Annotated in this window: 27 protein-coding genes; 5 read left to right on the plus strand and 22 right to left on the minus strand. The window is 39.6% G+C overall.

What is annotated here, in order from left to right:
- Positions 1-14: 14 nt before the first annotated feature.
- Positions 15-1,445 (minus strand): sensor histidine kinase, encoded by a 1,431-nt coding sequence (locus ML543_RS11205; RefSeq protein ID WP_243387456.1) that lies wholly within the window; start codon positions 1,443-1,445, stop codon positions 15-17.
- A complete protein-coding gene (locus ML543_RS11210; protein ID WP_243387457.1) occupies positions 1,438-2,130 on the minus strand; it encodes a response regulator transcription factor in 693 nt (230 codons plus the stop codon). Before ML543_RS11210 ends, ML543_RS11205 begins: the two co-directional genes overlap by 8 nt.
- Before the next feature lie 287 nt (positions 2,131-2,417).
- Between ML543_RS11210 and ML543_RS11215 the strand changes: the two genes are divergently transcribed.
- The gene (locus ML543_RS11215) at positions 2,418-3,878 is read left to right on the plus strand and encodes an ABC transporter permease (protein WP_243387458.1); all 1,461 of its coding nucleotides are present in this window, start codon (positions 2,418-2,420) and stop codon (positions 3,876-3,878) included.
- Positions 3,879-3,892: 14 nt separating this feature from the next.
- On the plus strand, positions 3,893-4,588 hold the full coding sequence (locus ML543_RS11220; protein ID WP_243387459.1) for an ABC transporter ATP-binding protein: 696 nt from the start codon (positions 3,893-3,895) through the stop codon (positions 4,586-4,588).
- An 84-nt stretch (positions 4,589-4,672) separates the two neighbouring features.
- Here ML543_RS11220 and ML543_RS11225 read toward each other — a convergent pair whose 3' ends face one another.
- From ML543_RS11225 to ML543_RS11290, 14 genes are all read right to left on the minus strand, one after another.
- Positions 4,673-5,080, minus strand: coding sequence for a hypothetical protein (locus tag ML543_RS11225; RefSeq protein ID WP_243387460.1), 408 nt, complete (start codon positions 5,078-5,080; stop codon positions 4,673-4,675).
- An 89-nt stretch (positions 5,081-5,169) separates the two neighbouring features.
- A complete protein-coding gene (locus tag ML543_RS11230) occupies positions 5,170-5,532 on the minus strand; it encodes a DUF4181 domain-containing protein (protein ID WP_243387461.1) in 363 nt (120 codons plus the stop codon).
- 4 nt (positions 5,533-5,536) lie between these two features.
- Complete coding sequence (locus ML543_RS11235; RefSeq protein WP_243387462.1) at positions 5,537-5,707, minus strand: Fe3+ hydroxamate ABC transporter substrate-binding protein; 171 nt, start codon at positions 5,705-5,707, stop codon at positions 5,537-5,539.
- A 263-nt stretch (positions 5,708-5,970) separates the two neighbouring features.
- A complete protein-coding gene (locus ML543_RS11240) occupies positions 5,971-6,372 on the minus strand; it encodes a hypothetical protein (RefSeq protein WP_243387463.1) in 402 nt (133 codons plus the stop codon).
- A gap of 298 nt (positions 6,373-6,670) precedes the next feature.
- Positions 6,671-7,231, minus strand: coding sequence for a signal peptidase I (gene lepB, locus ML543_RS11245; RefSeq protein ID WP_243387464.1), 561 nt, complete (start codon positions 7,229-7,231; stop codon positions 6,671-6,673).
- A gap of 27 nt (positions 7,232-7,258) precedes the next feature.
- On the minus strand, positions 7,259-7,906 hold the full coding sequence (gene modB, locus ML543_RS11250; RefSeq protein WP_243387621.1) for a molybdate ABC transporter permease subunit: 648 nt from the start codon (positions 7,904-7,906) through the stop codon (positions 7,259-7,261).
- 7 nt (positions 7,907-7,913) lie between these two features.
- A complete protein-coding gene (modA, locus tag ML543_RS11255) occupies positions 7,914-8,675 on the minus strand; it encodes a molybdate ABC transporter substrate-binding protein (RefSeq protein WP_243387465.1) in 762 nt (253 codons plus the stop codon).
- 43 nt (positions 8,676-8,718) lie between these two features.
- Complete coding sequence (locus ML543_RS11260; protein ID WP_243387466.1) at positions 8,719-11,931, minus strand: ABC transporter permease; 3,213 nt, start codon at positions 11,929-11,931, stop codon at positions 8,719-8,721.
- Positions 11,924-12,601: an ABC transporter ATP-binding protein gene (locus ML543_RS11265; protein WP_243387467.1), complete on the minus strand. Its 678-nt coding sequence runs from the start codon at positions 12,599-12,601 to the stop codon at positions 11,924-11,926. Before ML543_RS11265 ends, ML543_RS11260 begins: the two co-directional genes overlap by 8 nt.
- Positions 12,602-13,102: 501 nt before the next feature.
- On the minus strand, positions 13,103-14,239 hold the full coding sequence (locus ML543_RS11270) for a mechanosensitive ion channel family protein (RefSeq protein WP_243387468.1): 1,137 nt from the start codon (positions 14,237-14,239) through the stop codon (positions 13,103-13,105).
- 68 nt (positions 14,240-14,307) lie between these two features.
- Complete coding sequence (locus ML543_RS11275; protein ID WP_243387469.1) at positions 14,308-14,517, minus strand: transcription initiation factor TFIIIB; 210 nt, start codon at positions 14,515-14,517, stop codon at positions 14,308-14,310.
- A 108-nt stretch (positions 14,518-14,625) separates the two neighbouring features.
- Entirely contained in the window at positions 14,626-14,811 is a 186-nt protein-coding gene (locus ML543_RS11280; protein ID WP_243387470.1) for a hypothetical protein, read from the minus strand.
- 194 nt (positions 14,812-15,005) lie between these two features.
- The gene (locus tag ML543_RS11285; protein ID WP_243387471.1) at positions 15,006-15,164 is read right to left on the minus strand and encodes a hypothetical protein; all 159 of its coding nucleotides are present in this window, start codon (positions 15,162-15,164) and stop codon (positions 15,006-15,008) included.
- 172 nt (positions 15,165-15,336) lie between these two features.
- Positions 15,337-16,746, minus strand: coding sequence for a SpoVR family protein (locus ML543_RS11290; protein ID WP_243387472.1), 1,410 nt, complete (start codon positions 16,744-16,746; stop codon positions 15,337-15,339).
- Between the two features lie 298 nt (positions 16,747-17,044).
- Here ML543_RS11290 and ML543_RS11295 point away from each other — a divergent pair, with 298 nt between their 5' ends.
- On the plus strand, positions 17,045-17,539 hold the full coding sequence (locus ML543_RS11295) for an NUDIX hydrolase (protein WP_243387473.1): 495 nt from the start codon (positions 17,045-17,047) through the stop codon (positions 17,537-17,539).
- Between the two features lie 67 nt (positions 17,540-17,606).
- Here ML543_RS11295 and ML543_RS11300 read toward each other — a convergent pair whose 3' ends face one another.
- Both ML543_RS11300 and hmpA read right to left on the minus strand, forming a co-directional pair.
- Positions 17,607-17,840 carry a hypothetical protein gene (locus ML543_RS11300; RefSeq protein ID WP_243387474.1) on the minus strand — a complete coding sequence of 78 codons (234 nt, stop codon included), beginning with the start codon at positions 17,838-17,840 and terminating at the stop codon, positions 17,607-17,609.
- Between the two features lie 156 nt (positions 17,841-17,996).
- A complete protein-coding gene (gene hmpA / locus ML543_RS11305) occupies positions 17,997-19,196 on the minus strand; it encodes an NO-inducible flavohemoprotein (RefSeq protein ID WP_243387475.1) in 1,200 nt (399 codons plus the stop codon).
- Between the two features lie 188 nt (positions 19,197-19,384).
- Between hmpA and ML543_RS11310 the strand changes: the two genes are divergently transcribed.
- A complete protein-coding gene (locus ML543_RS11310; RefSeq protein ID WP_243387476.1) occupies positions 19,385-19,825 on the plus strand; it encodes an RrF2 family transcriptional regulator in 441 nt (146 codons plus the stop codon).
- Positions 19,826-19,877: 52 nt separating this feature from the next.
- Here ML543_RS11310 and ML543_RS11315 read toward each other — a convergent pair whose 3' ends face one another.
- Complete coding sequence (locus ML543_RS11315) at positions 19,878-20,210, minus strand: DUF3889 domain-containing protein (protein ID WP_243387477.1); 333 nt, start codon at positions 20,208-20,210, stop codon at positions 19,878-19,880.
- 161 nt (positions 20,211-20,371) lie between these two features.
- On the opposite strand from ML543_RS11315, the gene ML543_RS11320 reads away from it, so the two are divergent.
- Positions 20,372-20,617 carry a YhdB family protein gene (locus ML543_RS11320; protein WP_243387478.1) on the plus strand — a complete coding sequence of 82 codons (246 nt, stop codon included), beginning with the start codon at positions 20,372-20,374 and terminating at the stop codon, positions 20,615-20,617.
- Positions 20,618-20,972: 355 nt separating this feature from the next.
- Here ML543_RS11320 and ML543_RS11325 read toward each other — a convergent pair whose 3' ends face one another.
- The 3 genes from ML543_RS11325 to ML543_RS11335 are packed head-to-tail and all read right to left on the minus strand — an operon-like array spanning position 20,973 to position 23,298.
- Positions 20,973-21,506: an NADPH-dependent FMN reductase gene (locus ML543_RS11325; protein ID WP_243387479.1), complete on the minus strand. Its 534-nt coding sequence runs from the start codon at positions 21,504-21,506 to the stop codon at positions 20,973-20,975.
- 14 nt (positions 21,507-21,520) lie between these two features.
- Positions 21,521-22,162, minus strand: coding sequence for a response regulator (locus tag ML543_RS11330; protein ID WP_243387480.1), 642 nt, complete (start codon positions 22,160-22,162; stop codon positions 21,521-21,523).
- Between the two features lie 14 nt (positions 22,163-22,176).
- A complete protein-coding gene (locus ML543_RS11335; protein WP_279326651.1) occupies positions 22,177-23,298 on the minus strand; it encodes a GAF domain-containing sensor histidine kinase in 1,122 nt (373 codons plus the stop codon).
- Positions 23,299-23,548: the final 250 nt, after the last annotated feature.

The following is a 23,548-nucleotide window of genomic DNA, read 5'->3' on the forward strand; positions in this document are numbered from 1 at the left end:
AAAGCCGTCTCCAACTAGTTGGAGACGACTTTCTTCTCATCAGGAATGCTGATGATAAATTTTGTTCCTTTTTGTTTTTTGCTTTCTACTTCGATTGTTCCATTATGAAGAAGGACGAGTTGCTTCACGATTGAAAGGCCGAGGCCAAATTCGCCATAGGATGTACTTTTACGTGAAATGTCGGCTTTGTAGAAGCGAAGCCAAATGGATTCGATTTCTTCTTTATCCATGCCGATTCCTGTGTCTTCAATTTCAATGATGGTTTCTTTATATCCTTTTCGCCCTCGCAGTGTGATTGTTCCCTTTGAGGTAAATTGGATACTGTTTTTGGTAATGTTCAAGATGATTTGAATGATTCGGTCGTAGTCAGCAAATACGGTTAAATCTTCTGGTGCTTCTAGATGGATTTCGTTTTGTTTTTCTTCAGCGAGAAGGGATAGTTGGTCTTTTATAATCTCAAAGACGTCAACTACATAGATTTCTTCCCGCTGCAAGACCACTTGATTGGATCGAATTTTTTCATAGTCTAAGTTCTCGTTGACGAGTCGAATCAACCGTATTGTTTCTTGTTCGATTAAGTTCATGCTTTTTTCCTTTTGTTCTGGTGGGATTAAATTATTTTTAATCCCCTCAATGAGTCCACGAATGGTGGTTAAAGGGGTGCGCAATTCATGTGAAACATCGGCAATAAATTGTCTTCTGCGCTTTTCCAGTCGTTCGATATCTTCTTGCGACCGTTTCAGTTGACCAGCCATATCGTTGAAATCTTGTGCCAATTGACCAATTTCGTCTCGTTTGTTGTCTTCAACATGCACGTTGTAATCTCCTGATGCAATCATTGACGTTGCATCGCGCAGCTTTTGCACTCGTTTTTCAAATATGCGAGACAATACGTAGCTAATAATTAGGGCGGCAACTAAAGAAATAATAATGACAATTAATAAATACCGATTAATTTGGTCAATCATTTTCGTAATTCCGCTTATGGGCGACATTAAAATCATCCCGCCGAGCATCTCTTGCTCTTCTATAATAGGCAAGGCAACGAAAGTCACTCCCTCGTCAAAACGTCCGAAATCACGCAATACGGATACGCGCTCGCCATTTTTGAGCCGTTCCCACTCTTCTTCACTTAAATAAAAGTTTGGGAATGGGTTTTTATTATTAGAAGGGAGAATTTGGCCCGTTTCATCAAACAAGTACAACTGAACTTTTTGCGCCTCCAGCATATTTCGAAACGAATACAATTGAGACCGTTTGGATAAAGGAGAATCCGAAAGCGCAACTTTCATCAGTTGATCTCCGTATGAAGTAAGCTCATCTACCTTGTTTTCATACACAAAGTTTCGAACGAACGTTGTAAACAACAAACTTAAAATCAAAAAGGCAGTCAAAACGATAATTAAGTGACTCCCAAAGATTTGATAGAAATATTTATTACGCATCCTCTACCACCGATTCGTCAAACTTGTACCCTACACCCCAAACAGTATGAATAAATGGTCGATTAGAAAGGGCTATTTTTTTTCGTAACCGTTTGACGTGTACATCGACTGTACGCTCATCGCCATAATATTGATATCCCCACACACGTTCAAGAAGTTGATCTCGCGTAAACACTTTTTTCGGGTGCGTAATAAATTCTTGTAACAACTCGAATTCCTTCGGTGTCACATGTGTGACTTTTTCACCATTAAGCCATACTTCTCGTGTATCTTGATTCAATTTAAAAAATTGCGTCTCCACTACTTTTTCTACTGGTTCTTCTTTTGTTTGATAGCGTCGTGTGACAGCTTTAATCCGTGCCATAAGTGTTAGAGGACTAAACGGTTTTGTTACATAGTCATCCGCTCCCATTTCAAGTCCTAACACTTGATCGGACTCACTATCCTTTGCCGTTAACATAATAATCGGAACCGAACTTTTTTCCCGTATTTTTCGGCAAATACTCACTCCGTCCATCCCTGGAAGCATCCAGTCTAAAATAACTAAATCCCATTCGTCACGATCAAACGCTTCTAACGCTTTTAAACCATCATGAATAAATGTTCCTTCGTACTGTTCCTTTTGGAAAAACATCTCAAGCATGGAACAAACACTTTCATTATCTTCAACAATTAGTATTTTCAAAGGATTCACCTCGATACTCGTTTTCTCTCCTTATAGATTAATCGAAAATGATTGAAAAACAAATCATTTTCACCATTGTTCCCAATCGTTTCATACTTTTTCATACTTTCACACATGTTTCGTCATAAATTGTTCATATTTTTCCATTAGCCTAAAGAAGAACTTGTTCGGATGAACTTTTCATCCCACAACAATTCAAACTAGACACATTTTTTCACACAGGGCGTGTCATTTGCACATAGATACGCCCGCCCCCCCAACAAAATTAAATACGGAGGATAGAAACTATGAATTTTTTGAAACGCGCCTTTTTAAGCGTGAAGGCTAGAAAAGGAAAATCAATTTTAATGTTATTTGTTTTGAGTGTCATTTTCGTCTTAGTTGTTTCGGGGTTATCGATTCAATCCGCTGCGGAAAAGTCATCTGATCTCGCTCGCGAACAATTAGGAGGAGAAGTGACGTTAGAATACGATGTACAAAAAGCGATGGAAAACACGGAAACAGACAGTGAAGCCGAAGGGCAACAGCGTCGAGCTCCCATCCAATCAAGTCCTATTCCAGTGGAACAAGCTGAAGACTTATTAAACTCTTCATACATTAAGTCATACAATTTTTATTCTAACTCCATTGCAATCGCAGAAAGTTTTGAACCTGTTGAGGAAGAAGTAGAAGAAGAGACAACGACAGAAAACACACGTTTCCAAAACGGACAAGGTGGAGGAAATGCGCGTTTTGAAGCAGACGTTACGACTCGAGGAGTAACATTCTCCGAAATATTATCGACGTTTACAGATGGAACGGCTACACTTCTTGAAGGTCGCCACATTACAGAAGAAGACGAAGGGGCTAACGTTGTTATGATTGAACAAACGTTAGCAGAAAATAACGAACTAGCTATCGGTGATACGATTACGATTTCATCAACGGAAGAAGAAGGAACTGAAGTGACATTAGAAATTGTAGGGATTTATGAAACGACAGCTACAACTGATGGACAGTTAGCAAGCTTTGCATTCTCAATTCCTAATAACGTCCTGTACGTACCTCACACAGTTTCCACTGCTTTAAAGGGAGAAGATTCCGCTGGTACGATTGACCAAGCTGTTTATTATATGGCAGACCCAGCTTATATCGATTCCTTCATTGAAGAAGCAGAAGCAAATGGTGTTGTTGACTTTACGCAGTACACATTAGATGCTAATGACCAACTTTATCAACAAATGGTCGGCCCAATCGAAAACGTCGCATCATTCTCGTCAAACACAGTATTCGTCATTACGATCGCTGGGGCCATTATTTTAAGCTTAATCGTCATGATGTCAATTCGTGAACGCACATATGAAATGGGCGTATTGCTAGCAATTGGTGAAAAGAAATGGAAGCTTATCGGACAATTTTTAGTTGAGATTATAATTATCGCTGCATTATCTCTTGGTGTGGCATCGGTTAGCGGAAATGTCATTGCTAATCAATTAGGGGAAGAGCTTTTATCCCAACAAATAACCCAAGTAGAAGAAGACCAAACCGTACCACAAGGATTCGGTAGAGGCGGAATGGGTCGACTCGGCTTGACTCAGACTACGCAAACATCTGTGGATCCAATTAGCGAGCTTTCCATCCAAGTATCAGGAGAAGAATTGCTCATTCTTGGCGGCATCGGCTTATTAATCGCGGTTATTTCGACGCTTATTCCGTCTTTATCCATCATCCGTTTACAACCGAAAACGATTTTAACAAAACAAGAATAGGAAGGGGATGCACGATGGCATTACTACAATTTCAAAACGTGAACTACTGGTATACGGAAAACCAACAAAAAAAGCATATTTTAAAAAATATGAACGTCAGCTTCGAACGCGGCCGATTTTATACGGTAATCGGCCCGTCCGGTTCTGGGAAGACGACCTTTCTTTCCCTTGCAGGCGGTCTCGACAAAACGAAAGAAGGCTCCATTCTCTATGAAGGAACAGATATTAAAAAAATTGGATTAACTGCATACCGAAATCAATACGTATCGATTGTTTTTCAAGCATACAATCTATTGCCATACATGACCGCATTGCAAAATGTCATAACAGCGATGGAAATAACAAAAACAACGGTGAAAGATAAAAAAGTACATGCCCTAAATTTATTGGCTAAAGTCGGCATTACAGAAGAACAGGCGAAACAGAAAGTATTAACGTTAAGTGGAGGGCAACAACAACGCGTATCCATCGCTCGTGCTTTAAGCTGTCAATCCGATTTAATCGTCGCCGACGAACCGACTGGAAACTTAGATGAAGATACAGCAAGAGAAATCGTTAAGCTCTTCCAACGACTTGCCCATGAAGAACAAAAATGCATTATCATGGTCACGCATGACCAAAGCATTGCCGCAATATCCGATACAGTCTTAAAACTTTCGAAAGGAACCTTTACCGTTCAAGAAAGCAAAATCCCATCTACCGCTTTTTAAGCTCACCATCCCCAAAACGTGAACTACCTTAACGTTTTGGGGATTTTTAAATATGTAATCCCCTTCGTCTTAATGGTTACATACTTATTTCATAAGAAGGTAAATGATGAAAACTGAACTATAAATAGTATCAGCGATCGAAAGGAATAATTTAAAATTCATCGCTTTCTTCACTTTATCAACACTATAATGAAACAAGCTATCATATAATCCAATGATAAAAAGCATAGCAGAAATGATTAATACTACTACATTTTCTGTAAGTAGAACCGCAAGTAAGTAAATCATCCATCTGCGAAAGAAATTAAAAGTTAATATGAAGAACATGACAGACTTCGAACTTGGGTTCAACTCAAGTTCTTTATCAGACGAAATTTCATTCATTCCTTTTTTGATCTTCGGGAATTCTCGTAAGTAATCAAGGTTAATGAACAAGATGATGATTGCATACAAGATGATATAAAATTCCTCAAAGTTTTTAACCCATTCCAAAAATATCCCCCACTCAACACAATCGGTCACTTATCCACTTCACTCTAAAGAGAAAAGTAGTCCGTCACCTTTCTTACATCTAGCAACTTTTAAAACACCTGTAAGAAAAACAATAGAATAAAAAGAATGGTTATGAAGTTAGCATAAATTAAATGAATCACCCATTCCCGAGAGGAGCGCTCAAACTTCCAGTGCATAAACGCCCGAAGAAGATCGAGAGCAATTAAAAATGCAAATACAATGAGTAAAGTATGCTCATCCCAATATCGAAAAAAGGAAAAGATAAACAAGAATAAAAGAAAGATTTCCAAGACGGTTTGTGACGGATGGACGAAGTGAACGAACCATCCTTTCTTCCGTTGGACATTCAGTTTTTCTCGCAGTCTACGCTCAATAGGACTGGATATGAGTGCCATTAATATAACAAAAACGAAAAGTTGAATGAGATTCATATGATTACCTCTCTTTTCTGTCACAGTTCAAACAAATAATTTGTGCTTCCTGCTCTAAAAACTTTTTAATTCGAACCATGCCATCATGATACGGCATACGGAGCCTGGCGATGAATTCCTCACCTTTTTCAATCTTTTTATGACAAACTGCACAAACAACTTTTGCTTGGAACATTTTAACACCCCCCTACCTTCTTTACGAATGGAGGCTATTGTTTGCTTCATTTAACCATTGAATAAACCGAATTACATATCACAATATTTGTAAATAGATTATACACAAGGGTGGGCTTTTCATAGATTCTTGAAACGTTGCAAGAAGCAGGTACAGTCCTTTTGCTACTTTAAGCAAAGAGAAAACTTAAATGGAATGATTTTTCATGTACATCTTAACATCCGTAGCAGTGTTTTTATTCTCTCATTCTCCTCTTATCATAATCACCATTTGACAAATGTCGTAACACTGCGTTTTGAAGCGATCGTTCTTCTTGCTAACTCTTCCTTCCATGTTTTTTCTTTAATTTGGTATTCACCATATTTATCCTTATATGTCTTTTTTAATAGATTTATAGTTCTGGCTTCTTCAGGATGAAGGGAAGACAAAGGAATGCCATGACGCCCCTCTTCAAACACGTAAAACTCGATTACGTCACCTAATTCCATAAATTCATCTAAAAACGTAACAAATGCTTCGTCTTCCCCACCATATTCGTAAACATACGGTAAAGTAAAAGGTAACCTTTCCTTATACGCTTCGCCACTTAAAAAAGGATAATCACATCCGAATTGATGAAACTTTTCAATCGGCCGAAAGCTTGCTATGAAATAATGACAAGTCATCGTAACACCACTTTTCTTTAATAGAGGTAAATAATGTAAAAATAGATTGGGACATTTTTACTCGTACAAACAAACCCATATTCCCACTTGGTTCAAAAAAGATAGACCACAAAAATACAAACAGTAAAGCTACTATCAAGAAAATGTATTTTCCTATTTTTCGAAGCAACATTACAGTCCCCTCTTTTTTAATAGGTTATACGATTTAATTCCAATTTAGCTTCTTTATTTTACCATTTATTTCAATTTCATTCTAATGGCAAAAAGCTTTTCCCATGCAGACAAAACAAAAGACACACTATTTGACTAACCCAGTATTCTCAAATGGCCAAAAAACAAGCTTCGCATTTCCAACGACTTCTTCCATTGGAACAAAACCGATGTGCCGACTATCTCTACTGTTTTGTCTATTATCTCCTAGCACAAATAAAGTATTTTCAGGGACTGTCTCATATCCTAGTAAACTATCGAGTGTAAAGTCTTGCGTTAGAAGAGCACCTTCTCCATATAGCTGCTTTATTTCTTTTTTCATTTCATCTAAATACGTTTCTTCATACGCTTTTCCATTAATAAAAAGCGTATCATTTTTATATTCTACTCTGTCTCCTGGCAATCCGATCACGCGTTTAATAAAGTCCTTATCTTCCTCAGCATGAAACACAATAATGTCGAATCGCTCTGGCGTATCAATTTTGGAGACAATCATACGGTCTTGATTTTGGATTGTCGGGTTCATTGATTCACCATCCACGATAATTGGCGCAAAAAGCCACGCTTGAATCCCATATGTAAGTAATGCTGCAATTACAATGGACTTAGTCCATTCCAATAGTTCTGACTTCCTTTTCTTTTCCTTCATATTCTTCACACACCTATATTCTTTTTTCTATGCTTTTCTTCCAAGCAGTTGAATGATGGTCAACAATAAGAACGAAAACATAACCATTACACCGACAAGTCCCCATGCGAGAGTCATATTTCCCGCGTCCATTGCGACATAAATGGCAAGCGGTATCGTCTGTGTTTCACCAGGAATATTTCCTGCAAACATGAGCGTTGCGCCAAATTCCCCCATAGCTCTTGTAAAACTTAATACAACCCCCGCAATGACAGCTTTTTGTGCCAAAGGAAGGGAAATAAACCGAAATGTTTCCCATTCCGTAGCACCATCCACTCTAGCTGCATCTTCTAACGTACTATCAACCGATTCCAAACCCGTTTTCACCGATTGATACATGAGCGGGAAAGCGACGACTGTTGAGGCAATGACGCAAGCTGACGTTGTAAACATAATCGGCTGATGAAAAATCGACTCCACCAACTGACCGATGACGCTTTGTCGACCAAATACGATGATGAGTAAAAAGCCGACGACCGATGGCGGTAAGACAATCGGCAATAAGAGAACCGTCTCCATCACACTTTTCCCTGGAAATGATTTTTTAGAAAACCATTTTCCGAACGAAATGCCACCCAAAAATGAAAAAAGGGTTGCTAATGTCGCAACTTGAAAAGATAACATAATAGCATTCATTAGTTGATTAGCTTCCACTGCTGTTCCTCTCACTAAAATCGTATTTTTCAAAAATAAATTTTGCTTGTTCTTCTTGAATAAATTCGATAAAGCGATTAGCTTCGTCACTTTGCTTTGTATTCGCCACGATGCCAATCGGGTAAACAATCGGCGAGTGAAGCTCACTTGGAATTGGAATCACTTGAACCAGATCTTTAGACTGAACATCGGTTTTATAAACAAAACCTGCTTCCACATTATTCGTTGTAACGTATGTATAAACATGTCTTACATCTTTTCCATAGACAATTTTTTCTTGCACAGTATCCCATAGATGTAGGTGATCGAGAACTTCCTTCGCATACTGGCCTGCCGGAACCGTTTCTGGCTGACCGATGGCAATTTTTTGGACGATTGATTTTGATAAGTCCTCCACTTGCTTGATATCTTGTCCAAGTTGATCCGGAACAACGAGGACAAGGCGGTTTTCAACAACCGTAGTCCACTCTTTTATATATCCGCTCTCTACTAAGGCTTCCATTGGGGACATTCCTGCCGAAAAAAAGAGGTCTACCGGCGCACCTTCTTCTACTTGATGCTTTAGTGCACCGGAACCTCCATAGTTGATGTTTATCCGAACGGATGGATGTTCGGCTTCAAATGCCTCCACCACCTCTTCAAGTGGTCCTTGTAGACTCGCAGCCGCCGATATAGTCAAATGTTGTTCTGAATGAGTACACCCATATAGAAACAAAGATAACCATATAACGAGATTCTTAACGACTTTCATGTTGAAAAACTTCCTTTTTCTTCTACTATACCATAATTATGGATTATTTTACTTCTACTACAATTTCTCCTGGTTCGAAACTATTTTTGACGATGAGTACAAGATGTTCTACGTCCTTCGGTACTTCATAGGTTAATACAACATTGGCCTTTCCAGGAGAAATAATCATCATCTGTTGCTTCCAATTCTCTGACTCAATAACTTCCATATGCTTCACGAAGTATTCATTTCCTTTGTCATCAATCAATTTATAGGTGGATGGTTTATAGATTAAACTTCCGTTTGACATCGTATCCTTGTCTTCAAAATAGACAGGAATGGAGAGCAGCTCATTGTTTGGATTTTCAACCTCAACGTCTGATGGCGAAGTTGTTAAATGTCCAAATCTATAACGTTGCTTATTCCCAATTGTTTCTCCTAACTTCGCTACTTTATAAGCACTTTTGAATCGTTGTTCGAATGGTTCCTCATTCACACCCATTACTTTCTCTGAGTTTTCCCCAACCGAATTGAATTCTTCTGTTACCTCTCCTTCCGTCTTATCTACGGACCTAACTACATTCGTCACCTCGACCGCCTCTTCAACTGGTTCTGGAAGCATCTGTACAAGTAAAAGTAATACCGCAACGAACAGACCAACTCCCCCCAAACTTAAAGACCATTTAAACGCCTTTTCGGTCTTGTCGGAGTTCGTTACTCCTCCTTGCAATCCTTCATACGGTAAAATCCGAACCGCTTTTTCAGCTGGTATGATGGCACCGATCATCCCTGTCAATACGGGAATAAAACCTGAAGCTATAAGAAAGACCAATGATTCGGTTGGAAATTGTCCATACATGTACACAATAAATAAAAGTGAAAGAACGAATCCAAGAATCCCTGCTAGAAATCCGCTTACTGCCCCCTCAAGTAAAACGAGCTTCCGCACAGCATGATTCCTCCATCCAATTGCCTTCAACACCGCAATTTCCGGTTGTCGTTCGGAAACATTTTGCCAGATGATTTCCGCTGTTGTTAAAATGGCGATCAAGATGGCAATCCCCATTGCAATATAATGCATAGGTCCAACTTCCATCGCAACGTATTCACCTAGCCATGTAGTATATAACTCTCCTTTTAATCGAAAAGTAATGAAAAGAAAAAACATAAGCAAACCAGTTGGGAAGGCAATTGATAAAATTGCAAGAAAACTACGTTTCCAAGTGGATATTAAATAATTTAAACTCATCCCAATAACCGACTGAGCTCGCACGATTCGTTTATGTGATCTGGTCACTTCTCCTGCTTTCATCACTTCATAAGGCTTGATTCTTCGAACGAGGACCATTGGTATAAAGGAACCAAGCCAATATATGAAGAGGCCACATATCCCAATCATCATCACTCTAACAACCGATGTTTCCCCATTTTGAATAACGAGAAAAAAGGCAAGGATGATCCAACTAATAATGGATACAAGAATCCCTAACAACGTGCTTTCGACAAACAAAAGCTGTGAAAGCTGCCTCGGTCGCCATCCAATTGATAACAAAACTGCGAATTCTTTTTTCCGGGCATACATCATAATTAAATTCGAAGAAAATACATAGACAATCGCAACGAAGATGACACTGGCTACAACGCCCGAAAAGCCTACTTTCGTTTCTTCAAAGATCGTCATAGACGAACCAAGTTTAATCCATGGTTGTTGAACCCAACCGAGGCTATTTACACCATCTATCTCTGGAATATGTGTTAAAGCTGGCTGCGGTGAAGAGCCTAACGTGATATCTACGATCAATCCCGTTTTCTCCTTTATCTCATTGGCAACGTTATTTAATACCTCTTCACTTTCTTCATTTAATTCTTCCACCCCTTTTACATTGACTCGAATGGCGGATATTGGCTTCTCGCCAAGTACAGTAGCCGCCGCATCAAGTGTTGTCAACAACAAAGGAGGTTTCGTTAAAAATCCATACGGGTTGTTCATTGGCTTCATTTGAACAGGTGGATTTACCGGTTCATTTTCCTTATTTAAAACCCACTCTGCTTTAGCAGGGAAATACGTTTCCATTGGAAGTTCGGTTAATGGATCTTTTGATAGTTTCAATTCGGATGGATCAAAAATCCCTTTAAAGTCGAGTTGAATGCGCGGCCAACCTGCACTGTCATTCCCAAACATTCGAACTTCACGATAGGCGGATTGAATGGGTAAAAAAGAATCGTCTGGAACGGAAAAAGGCGTTACCTCATAGGCAAACGGCCATCGATCAGCAAATGGACTTGAAACAGGTCGATATTCAACTTGTGACGGCTGAAAAACCATCCACCTCGTTCGATTCATCTCTGAAGATTGAGATGTAATTTCTTCGACAATTTTTTGATGAGCCTCTATTGTTGTAAATGATCGCTCCTCCAACACGCTTCCTTCGATCGTTTGAAGAAATTCCTTCCCACCCTCATCTTTCACTATTTGAAGTGTTTTTTCTCGCTCGCTAGTTGTTCCAAACGGCAAATCTAGCTTTTCAATCGTATAAATAATTTCCCCGTCGACAAACTCTTGATTACTCATCAAGACGGGAATATTATAGGCTTGAATGCTTTCTGCAAGTGCCACGACTTCTGCTTGATCCTCTGTAAGGAAATAACGACTATTTGCCTCCCGGACTACAGCTTCGTCTAATCCGACTAACTTCGCTTCAGCTTCCGGATCAACTCCTGCGATTAAAATACTAGAACCATACGAAAGCTGGCCATCTTGAAAAACCGTTAAGCCGTATTCTTTCTCTCTTTCTTTCGTTCTTTCATCGCCTCTTGTAAAGTAGATTTCTCCTTCATCCACTTCTTCGTAAGCTCCTGTATCTGTCTTTTCAATCATCTTCAGCCGATAAATTCCAGGTTCTGTCACATCAACCGAACCGAGTGCTGTGTCGTTATACAAATACCCCAACATCGCAATTGGGGCGGCAATGTCCACTTTGTCCATTGCTTTAATCATTTCATATTGTTCAAGTGTAATTCCACCTGCTAATCCGCTTAAATAGTTTGGCTCTAGCAGCTTTTTTTCCTCCGTCACGCTGCGACTATCTGGCGGTCGAACGACCATATGATAAGAAGATTTCCACCGTTTTTGCAGTTCTTCTACGATGGTTCCTTTGTTCGCCTCCGTAATACCTACCAAATAGCTAAGCCCAATGCTTACAATTAAAACCCCAACTAATAATAAAATAAACCGCTCTTTATTCCGCCACCACGAATTCCAAATCCATTTAAGCATGCGCACTCACCATTTCGCCATCTTTCATTTTAATTTGCATTCGAGCTCGGTCAGCTAACTTTTGGTCATGCGTCACAAAAATCACACCGCAATTCTTTTCTTTATTTAATGTCGTTAAAAGAGAAAATATCGACTCACCCGTTTCACTGTCTAAGTTGCCCGTTGGTTCATCTGCCAACAACCATTTCGGCTCATGAACGAGCGCGCGGGCAATGGCCACACGCTGCTGCTGTCCTCCTGAAAGCTGTGAAGGAAGCGCATCTAATTTATTATGTAATCCTACCTGTTCCAACATTTCTATCGCTCTTTCTTTTTTGTTATACGGAACCTTCCGCCCGAGCAAAGGAGACATGACATTTTCCAATGCTGTTAACGTCGGAATCAAATGAAATTGTTGAAAAATAAAGCCGATCTCTTCAAACCGAAAGTCTGCTAGCTTATTGGCGGAGTATTCACTTACCTTCTTTCCACCGTATAAAATTTCACCACTCGTCGGTGTATCGAGCGTTCCTATTAAACTTAAAAGTGTCGACTTTCCTGAACCGGATGGACCTACAATTGAAACAAAATCTCCTGGCTCTAACGTTAAGTTGACATTTTTAATTGCTGTTGTTTTGATTCCATCACCTTCAAACACTTTCCACACTTCGTTTAAATGAAATCCAGACATACCATTATCCCTCCCACCTAAATATAACAAATTTTCTGTCTTTTTACATTTCCTGTATGATTACTTTTTAGTGAAGGCGCGCTTATAGAGTCAATTAACGCGCATAGGAAGGTCGATCGCGCGCATAAGCATTCCCAACCCGCGCATAAAAAGGACATTCGCGCTCATAAGCATTCCCAACTCGCGCTTAGAAAGGACATTCGCGCGCATAAACATTCCCAACCCGCGCATAAAGAAGACACTCGCGCGCTTAAGCATTCCTACTCCGCTTAGAATCGACATTCGCGCGGTTAAACCAGCCCAACCCGTGCATAAAGAAGACACTCGCGCGCATGAAGACTAAAAGATTTATATTTGGTTAAACTATAATTGGGTCATTCTTATCCATTCTGATTTACAAGGTTTTACTGGGCAAAAACATTGTAATCAGAAAGGAAAGTTTGGCCTTTTTTTATGGCATTATCTAAAAAGAGTGCATAAAAAAAGCTGAACTTCATTCGTTCAGCTTTCATTAAGACGGTTTGCGACTTTCACCACACTGTCGTCAATGCTTCGTATATGTAAGTCTCGCTGCGGGAAAGGAATTTCGATATCCTGCTCGCTAAAGATTTTATTAATACGAAAGTTTAGATTGCTTTTAATTTGCACTGCAAAATGAGGGTCTGCAATCCAAATGAACAGCTCAAAGTCTAAGGAAGAGCTACCAAACCCAACAAAATTGACGTAAGGATCTGGTTTCGTTAACACGACTTTGGAAACTAATTGCTCATCCTTGGCGACTTGCTCTAAAAGCTCCCTCACTTTTTCGACGTCAGAACCATATGCAACGCCAACAGGGATCACTAGTCTCAGTACCGGGTCAGAATAAGAGCGGTTGACAACCTTTTCTTCTAAAAAATATGAATTCGGTACGATAATATGTTCATTATCGAGCGTCTTAATGACAGTCGCACGCATGCTAATTTTCTCGACATCACCGAGCACGTCATCGACAATGACACGGTCTCCGACTTTAATCGGCCGCTCAAACAACAAAATAATTCCAGAGATAAAATTGGAAGCGATATTTTGTAGACCAAAGCCAATCCCAACCCCAATAATTCCAGCAAAGACGGTTAACGCACTTAAATCAATCCCAACAGTGGTTAAACTGATTGTAAAGGCAATGACCATCACACCGTAATGAAAAATGCGATCGAAGGTGTAACGCACACCTTTATCCAACTGATACCGCTCATAAACAGCAGGTAAAATGTAATTCGTAATGACTTTCGACATTCGGTTTGCAAGGGAAATAATTAAAATGCCAATCACAATCAAAAAGACGGTTACTTTTACATTTCCGATTGCAGCCAACTCTCGAAACAGCCAATGGGAATCCGAAAAATAAAAGACGATAAACAATAATAGACCGTATGTCGTCACCCAATTCAAAATGTACCGCAAGATGGCGTCCATGTGGACAAAAAAGGACCTGTCACTTTTCTTCATCTTTGAAGTCCAAAACAAAATCAACCATCTACAAAAGAAAATTAAAAGCACATAGACGAGAAACAATCCAATATTCGACCAGTCAATGCTCCAAAATGTCTCCTGCCACTCATCCGCTATTTCGTTCGTTGTGATCGAACCGAACATCTCTTCACACCTTTATCACGTTTTAAGTTTTTTACCCGGATACTTCGTGTGATAAACCAAGAGTGGGATTACCCCCACGTATTTTTAAATTTCTCAGGCTTTGTGACATATCCTTCAATAATAAAACCACAATCCGTACAGATAATGTATTCAATGTCAGACCCTAAACTTATCACTTTATTTACCGGCGTCATTGTTGAATATCCACTAAGCTTTCCTTTTCCTAAGTCGGTACTGCCACATTTCGGACATTCCTTTCCTATCGGTGTATTTTTCATACCTGAACCTCCTAAAACCCTTTTTATGTAATACGTATTTATGCTCCATTTGTTTCACTCCTCCCCCAAAAAACAAGCCGTAGCGAAACCGCTACAGCTTGTTGGACCTTATTTAGAATCGTTTCGTTTTTTGCTACCGAACAATTTGCTTTTCGTTTTATTTACCGCATTCGAAGACGTATCTACCGTCTTATCGACCACACCTTTACCGATATTCGATGCATTTTTCAGCACATTGGAAGACGTGTCTGCTGCCTTCCCGACAATTCCACCTTCACCTGAAACCGACTTCACGATGTTGTTGGCACTATCCACCGTTTTATGAATGAGATCATTCGTATCCTTCGTCGTCTGTTTTATAATGTTTTCTCGTTTCTCATTATTTTGTGAAATAGTATCCCCTCCATAAGATGTTATTCACTATATCCATATGAACTGCACCCAATTTTATGAATGAATTACGAGAAAAAAATTCGGGACACGCCTTTTCAAGCTTTTTGACAATGCGATTGATTGCTGAGATAGACATCATTTTCATCTAATTCCTCAAAAAATAGTAAAATAGTTATCGCCGTATGCAAATCGTACTCATTCATCGACGGCAGTATGACATAAATTGGTTCCTCAGTAAATAGTAATTCTTTCATTTTGATTCCTTCCTTTCTTGTAATGAATCCTTTCACTTATTAATTAGCTTGCATGCAGAAAAAAAGGACCGCAAAATTTTTGAGAGCAGAAAAAAATCAACTAAGCATTTGCCAAATCAATAGATTATTGCTGAAAATAAAAAACCTCCCTCGCTTAGAGGAAGGTTCATGTTTACGATATGAACTTCTTGTGCATTGTTTTCCCGTCGTAGCTAAAGACGACAGCTTTGTTTTCGAGTTGGGATTCTATGTGCACGTTTCGGCCCCAAAGTTGATGCAAGTATGGAAGAACTTTTTCCAAATACTTCACATCAAGCTCGATTCCCTCAAACCAATGTTTCAAGTACAGCTCGCCGTTTCGTAAATAGTCGCCGTCGTTTACGGTGATATACGGGAAGCCTCCGTTGACGCGCATGCTGACGAGTTGGTCGCGCACGGATTCCCACGCCTTATCGACAATTTTGTAATCTCTTCCTTGCTTCTGAAATAAATACATATCTTCCCGCATGACTAAATCTTTTGTTAAGTAGTTTCGAATGAATGAGATATCCGATTCGATTTCACGAACTTCAAACATTTTTTCACGCCCGGAGTTTGGCTTCACTCCAAGACGCTTCATTTCTTCGGTAGGATTGTTGTATCGCTCTTCGATATCTTCAAATATTTTAATTCCTAAATAGTACGGATTAATGCTTGTGCGAGATGGCTGAACAACACCAGCGTTTAGCTTAGCGTATTCAATCGCTTCATCCGTGCTTAAATCAAGCTCCCGCATGATGCGCTGATGCCAATACGAAGCCCAGCCTTCGTTCATGATTTTCGTTTCAAGCTGTGGCCAGAAGTAGAGCATTTCCTCTCGCATCATCGTTAAAATATCGCGCTGCCAATCGTCAAGTTCGCGGCTATATTCCTCGATGAATAATAAAATGTCCTTCTCAGGCTTTGGCGGGAATTGTTTCCGTTTTTTCTTATATGTCTTTTTCTCTTTCTTCTTATCCATATTCCATAAGTCATCGTATGGCGTTTGACTTTTCGTAGGCTCGTCATCTTCCTCATCGAGACTCCAGGCAAGTTTCGCTCGTAATAGCGACGGGTCGATATGTTCTTGAATGGACAACACCGCATCAAGGAACGTTTCTACTTCACGCTTTCCATATTCGTGCTCATAATATTTAATACGTTCAGCTGTTGCGGCCATACTTTCGACCATGTCCCGTTTTGTATTGCTAAAGCGAACATTATTTTTGAAAAAGTCACAATGGGCTAACACGTGTGCGACAATCAACTTGTTTTGCACAAGTGAATTCGTATCAAGTAAAAACGCATAACACGGATCTGAGTTGATCACGAGCTCGTAAATTTTACTTAATCCTAAATCATAATGAAGCTTCATTTTATGAAATTGCTTCCCAAAACTCCAGTGAGAAAAGCGCGTCGGCATTCCGTAAGCCCCAAATGTATAAATAATATCCGCTGGACATATTTCATATCGCATCGGATAAAAATCGAGTCCGAACCCTTTCGCAACCTCCGTAATTTCCTCAATCGCATATTGAAGACTTCGCTGTTCGTTGACGTTCATCACCGATCCCCCCTCTTCGTCCTTACAACAATTTATGAAACAAGTTGGGAGATGATGAAAAAACATTCAATTTCTTTAACGTAAATTCCGTTCTTTCGTATATTCCTCGTACACTTTCTGCACTTTTGTTTTCATCGGGGCGATGTCTGTGAGTTTTTAGTTGTAATGAAATTCATCATCTAGTTTGCTATATCCACTCATTTATTTAATTTACGAAAAACCAAAAGGTATAATGTTAAACTGTAATTAAAAAAGCTACTCAGCATATTAAGGTTATTGGATTAGCGGGGTAATTAATATGGTTACAAAATACGTTCATTGGGGAAAGGATAGGGTTAAATTAACTTGGAATTGTAGTAATAAGCTGCCATCAAGAAAGAAAATTACTAGTGTTCATGGCTTCTGTTTTAAAGATGGGCAGTTGTTATTAGTTAAGCTAAGTCATAGAGGGTGGGACTTTCCAGGAGGTCATATTGAAAACGAAGAAACCCCTGAAGAATGTATGAAGCGTGAAGCATATGAAGAAGGATATGTTACTGGGAAGTGTTCTCTTTTAGGGTACATTATAGTAGATCATAACGAAAATCCAAACTGGGATCAAAAAAGTCCTTACCCAAAAGTAGGCTACCAAGTTTTTTATCGGATGGATATTGACCAATTACATGATTTTAAAGGGAAGTTTGAGTCATGTGAGAGAGTTCTTGCTCATCCTAGTGAAGTTACTAAATTCTATAAAGATTGGAACGAACTGTACCAAGAAATTCTTGATTATGCTGTTACCCAAACTAAATAATCAGGGGGTAATCCCTGATTATCATTTCCATCGTTGAGTTCCCGCTCAGATTCGTCAATGTACTATATTAGTTTTCTCGTGTATTCCGTTCTTTCATATATTCCTCGTACACTTTCTGCACTTTTGTTTTCATATGGTCGATGTCTGTGAGCTTCTGGTTAATTTGATTCAATAAGTAAACAACCCGAAAAAGCAGGCCGACAACGAGGCCAAATGTAAGCAGTCCACCTACAAGAGGACCTGTTATTAAAAATAAATATCCTAAAATAATGGCGATAAAAATACAAATTGCTAGATACATTGTTCTCCTCCTTTCCCTCATCTTACCAAATAATATAATAATAGCGCAAAACGCCTGCCTATTGGGTTAGACACATGAATGAAAATGACTTAAATTCTAATCTCACAAAAAAAGAAAAGGGGTTCAGCTCGTCTCTGAACACCTTTTCTAATCTTGTTATGCCTTCACTTGCTCACTGTTCATTTGTTGTTCCGTTAAGGCAGGACCAAAAAACTCATAATGAATTTGTTCCTTTGGCACGTTTAGTTCCGATAATGAATCAAGAACCGCCTTCATGAATGAAACTGGACCACAAAGGAATATATCTGCCTTTTTGTCAATTAGTGGACGTAAGTGATCGGTTGTGACATACCCTTCATGATTTTCATAAATTGTTTTCCATTTTCCTTGTTCGATTTTTTTCATCAGTGCGGTCACTTCGTCACGAAAGGCGTGAACCCCCTCATGTTTTGCTGCATGAATAAACGTAACAGGACGGGATGAATTTTCATTTGCAACGGTATGGAGCATACTCATCATCGGCGTAATTCCGACACCCCCACTAATTAAGACAACTGGATTTTTTTCCTTTACAGTTAACGTAAAGTCACCCGCAGGCGGACTAATAAGAAGTTCATCTCCTACTTGAACGTGGTCATGTAACCAGTTTGACACTTTTCCTTTTGGATCCGAGTCGACCTCACGCTTGACGGAAATGCGATACCATTCTTCATTCAGGGAATGAGAGAGACTATATTGTCGGTTATGCTTGTAAGCTTCACCCTCTATTGATAGTTGAACGGTAATATATTGACCCGGTAAAAAAGATGGAAGTGGAGTGCCGTCTTTCGGCTTCACGTAAAACGATGTGATTAGATCGCTTTCCTTCACTTTGTTACTCACAACAAACGGCTTGAAGTAACGCCAGCCTCCCGATTTCGATTCTGCCTCGTTATACATTTCTTCTTCTACGTCGATAAAGACGTTCGCGATGACTTCATACGCTTCAGCCCAAGCAGTTAACACTTCTTTTGTAGCTGCTTCTTGCAGCACTTCCTTCATCGCCGCCAACAGATTTTCTCCGACAATTGGGTAATGTTCTTTACGTACTCCCAAACTTCGATGCTTATGACCGATTTGCTTCACGACTGGTAGGATGCTTCCTAGTTGATCAATATGATTTGCCGCTGCATATAACGTATTGGCAAGCGATGTTTGTTGCCTCCCTTTTTGTTGGTTCGCATGATTAAAAATATTTAATAGCTCTGGATGGTTTTGGAACATTCGTTTATAAAAATGTGACGTAATTTCCGTTCCACGCTCAGCTAAGATTGGTGCAGTCGATTGAATGATTTCCGCCGTTTTTTGTGAAAGCATGATGCTCCACTCCCTTTTAAAGATGTATTTGTTTTACATCTTTAAACTACTACGAACGGGGTGTTAAAGCAATATTCAAAATACATCTTTTATAAAAACGTCACACTTTGTTCAACGAAATGTCAAAGGTGTATAATGAATGGAGCAAAATCAATCGGATTGAACCGGTTAATGGAAAGGAGAAACCGATGAGACTTACGAATTACACGGACTATTCGTTGCGCGTTCTTCTTTATTTAGCCTCGAAAAAAAACAATGAATTATCCAATATTAAAGAGATTGCTGACATATACGGAATTTCGAAAAACCACTTGATGAAAGTGATCTATGAACTTGGAAAGAATGGATACATTGATACGATAAGAGGTCGAAATGGCGGGATTCGTCTAGCAAAATCACCTGAAAAGATTAACATTGGCGAAGTCGTACGAAGAACGGAAGAAGATTTTCATCTTGTAGAATGCTTTGACTCTGAAAAAAATGCATGCATCATTACACCTGTTTGCGGTCTGAAACATGTGTTGAATGAAGCGTTACAAGCGTATTTTAGCGTCCTTGATCAATATACTCTAAACGATTTAACCCATAACAAAGAGGCATTACAAACTCTTCTTCATCAAGACGGTTAAAACGCATTGGGCAGTTATCCGACTCATGGGACAAGCTGCCCATATAAATTCATTAGCTTTTTTTCTTTAGCTCAATTGTTTGAACTTGTTTTGATTTCGTTTCATATGTAATTTCAACATACACGATGAACGGACGATCTTGTTCTGGATTTACTTGAACTTTAAACACTTCCTTCGTCTGTTCATTTTCTAGTGTAACCGATTGGACATGTTCAAAATCCGTTAATTCGTTCTTACCAAATTGTTTTTTCACTTCCACAATTGCCATTCGGCTCCATCGGGAATCAACTTCTTGGTTTTCCCCATAAACATTCATCGTACATAGTCCCATTACAAGTAGCATACATAATGAAGCAATCGATATCATTAAACGGTTGTATTTCATAAGTTGCCTCCTTCGTGCCTTTTTTACATTATCACCTCAATTTGTAAATTTATGTAACATACACGAAATCAATTGAGAAGAAGCCCAACATTTACACCGTTTGAGGTTGTTCTTCACTCCACACACTATCAGTAACTCCTTATAAGGAGGGATGGGAAAAAGTGAATACCGTTGATTATGACAAAGCGCTTTACTACACGCATCGTTCGCAATGGGATAACTTATTGATCTTGATGGTACGTACCCAAGACGACCTGTTATCAAAGCGCATTGAACATTTTTTACACGCCTATAACTTTGAACATGACTATCGTGTCATTGAGGAAAAGTTATACGCTTTATTAAGATATATTGACCATGCCACAAGCGATGTTCAAGAAGAGCAACCTGTCTTTTCTTTTACGTAATGAGGACCGATTGTTATCGGTCCTTTTTCACAATAAGAAACATACATGATTTTACACTCACACCCCGGACATGAAAATTTATTCTCCCCGGGTTTTTTCTTTCTTCCATCTACCTATCATGATCGATCATTCAGTTCATAGGCAATTTTTATTTTCACAGAAAAAGCGCAAAGCGCAAGTCTTTAGGCGAAGGGCGCTGGAGGACCTGCAAGGAGGCTTCCGTCGCGTCGCCACAGCAGGGCCGAAGCGACCCGAGATGATGGCACTTGGAGCTAGACACCAAAAAAACTGTAAAGAGAACACTTTATTGAACTTAAACTTTCTGTAACAATGAAAAAAGGACCCTACACGGTCCTTATTTTCCCACAAATATGTCTTTATACGCCTTCGCATAATTCGTTAATTCTTTCCATAAGTCATCTACACGAGCGGCGATGTCGTCTACGAGTCCCCCATGTTCATAATCAAAATCTTGAGGGTCTAACACAAGTTGTTTTGGAATGACATTTGCATAAACACCACGCATAACTGTGCGCATATTTGTTAAAGCATTCATGCCACCTTTCCCTCCACCACTGACTGCAATAAGTCCTACAGGCTTATGGGCAAACTGTTCTGCGCTTAAAAAGTCTAACATATTCTTAAGTGCTCCGCTCATACCTGAATGATATTCAGGAGACAATAATAATACCGCATCTGCTTTTTCAATTGTCGTTTTTAAGTGTTGGATGACTTCAAGTTCATATTGCTCTTTTTCTCCGTTAAATAACGGGAGAGGTAATGTACTAACATCAAGTAACGTTGCATTATATTTTTTGGCTACAAATGATGCTGCCATTTTCGTTCTCCCTTGTTTTCGAGGTGTTCCGTTAATAACCACAATATTCATATGATTCATCCTTTCTATTTGTCAAAGCCATTCTTAACAGCAAACAATGCCGCTTGCGTTCGGTCAGATAATTCTAGCTTCGCTAAAATGTTAGAGACATGGGTTTTCACTGTTTTTTCTGTAATAAACAGATCAGCAGCGATTTCTTTATTGCTTTTGCCGCTTGCGATTTCCTTTAGCACTTCTTTTTCTCTTCTTGTAAGCTCTTGCAGCTTTGCCTTTTCTTCATTTTGAGTGGCGGTAAATTGCGTCATCACATGGGAGGTGACTTTCGGATGAAGGGAGCTTTCCCCACTCACGACTTGACGAATGGTTTTGACTAAATCATCCGGTTCAATATCCTTTAGCTGATACCCCGATGCACCAGCCTTCAAAGCAGGTATGACATGATCTTGGTCAGCAAAGCTTGTTAACATAATGACTTTCACATGCGGATAGGACTCCTTTAATTTCTTCGTCGCTTCCACGCCATCCATTTCCGGCATCACTAAATCCATTAATACGACATCTGGATGTAATGCTTCAACTTGTTGAATGGCTTCTATCCCATTTTTCGCTTCTCCGATGACTTCCACATCTGCTTGTGTTTTTAGAAAAAACATTAAGCCTCTGCGAACCATATGATGGTCATCTACAATTAGCACTTTAATGGACATTTTCATCCCCTCCTTTATGCAATCGGTATCGTAACGTGGATCGCTGTTCCTTTTCCAACCTTCGTTTCGATTGTAAAGCTCCCGTTTAATTTTTCGGTTCGCTCTTTCATACTTGAAAGTCCCATCGAAGGAAGTGGCAAGGAATCTTCGTATTGAAAGCCGTGACCTTCGTCTTGAATCGTCATGTCGACTTTATTTTGGCTGCGTTTAACCGTAACGTTCACTTCTTTTGTCCCCGCATGTCGTTTACAATTGTTTAACGCTTCTTGAGCAATTCGCCATAGGGCTTCTTCGATATGATTAGGCAGCCGCTTCACCCCTGAAATATCAAGGGTTGCCTCTAGCCCTAACATTTTTGCATATTGATTGAGGGCAACGGCAATCCCTTCTTCCAAGCCTTTCGGACGAAGCTGCCAAATGAGCGCGCGCATTTCGGCTAACGCCTCTTGTGACAACTCTTGCATATAAGAGAGCATTTCTAATACATTCTCATCCGTCGTCATTTCTTTCGCCGCTCGTGCCGTTAACGTTAGTGAAAATAAAAGTTGGTTTACTGAATCGTGAAGATCTTGTGCCAATCGATTTCGCTCTGCCATAAGAGCTAGCTTTTGTTCATTCTCCGCTAAATTTATCCGTTTGATGGCGGTTCCAATTTGAAAGGCGACTGATTCTAACAACGCGAGTTCTTCATTTGAGAACTGTTTCTTATCTGGTGAAGCTACATTTAAAAGCCCAAATTTTTCATCCCCTGCTCGGAGCGGAACGGTTGCATGATGAGAAATGCCTTGCGTATCGCCCCATTTAAATTCAATAGCATCCTCAATACGCTTGCAATTTATAATATTCACCGCACGGGTCAATCGTTGATCTTGGTAACGATCAAGACACCAGCAACTTCCTTCACACATCGGCTTCATCCGTTTAAAGGACAATGCCGGTGGTAAATTAGCGTGAGCGGACAGCTTGTATCGCCCCTTTTCATCAATTAAAAAAATCCAGCCGGTTTGAAGCCCCGTCACGTGGAGCAATTTCTTCAATACATCATTTAACATCAAATCTAAATCATTCGCTTGATTCAATGTTTCAGCAATCGTCTTTAATGTGGATAGTTCATCCATATGATTTTCTTCCATCATCTCGTCACCTTTTACGTTCTTTTTCTTTATTATAGCAATGCTTCGTCCGAAACGCTCTTCACAATCTGTCTGAACTTTTCTCCGACTATCGATGTAGTTGTAAGAAGAGCGCTGATGAAGTTGCAAAGAGTTCCAAAGAAGCTGACGTAAGATGTCCTAGTGAAAAGATAGAATACGAAAAACGCAAAGCGCAAGTCCTTAGGCGAAGGGCGCTGGAGGACCTGCGAGGATACTTCCGTCGCCGCTGCAG

This window comes from Bacillus kexueae (assembly GCF_022809095.1).
Lineage (GTDB): Bacteria > Bacillota > Bacilli > Bacillales > Aeribacillaceae > Bacillus_BZ > Bacillus_BZ kexueae.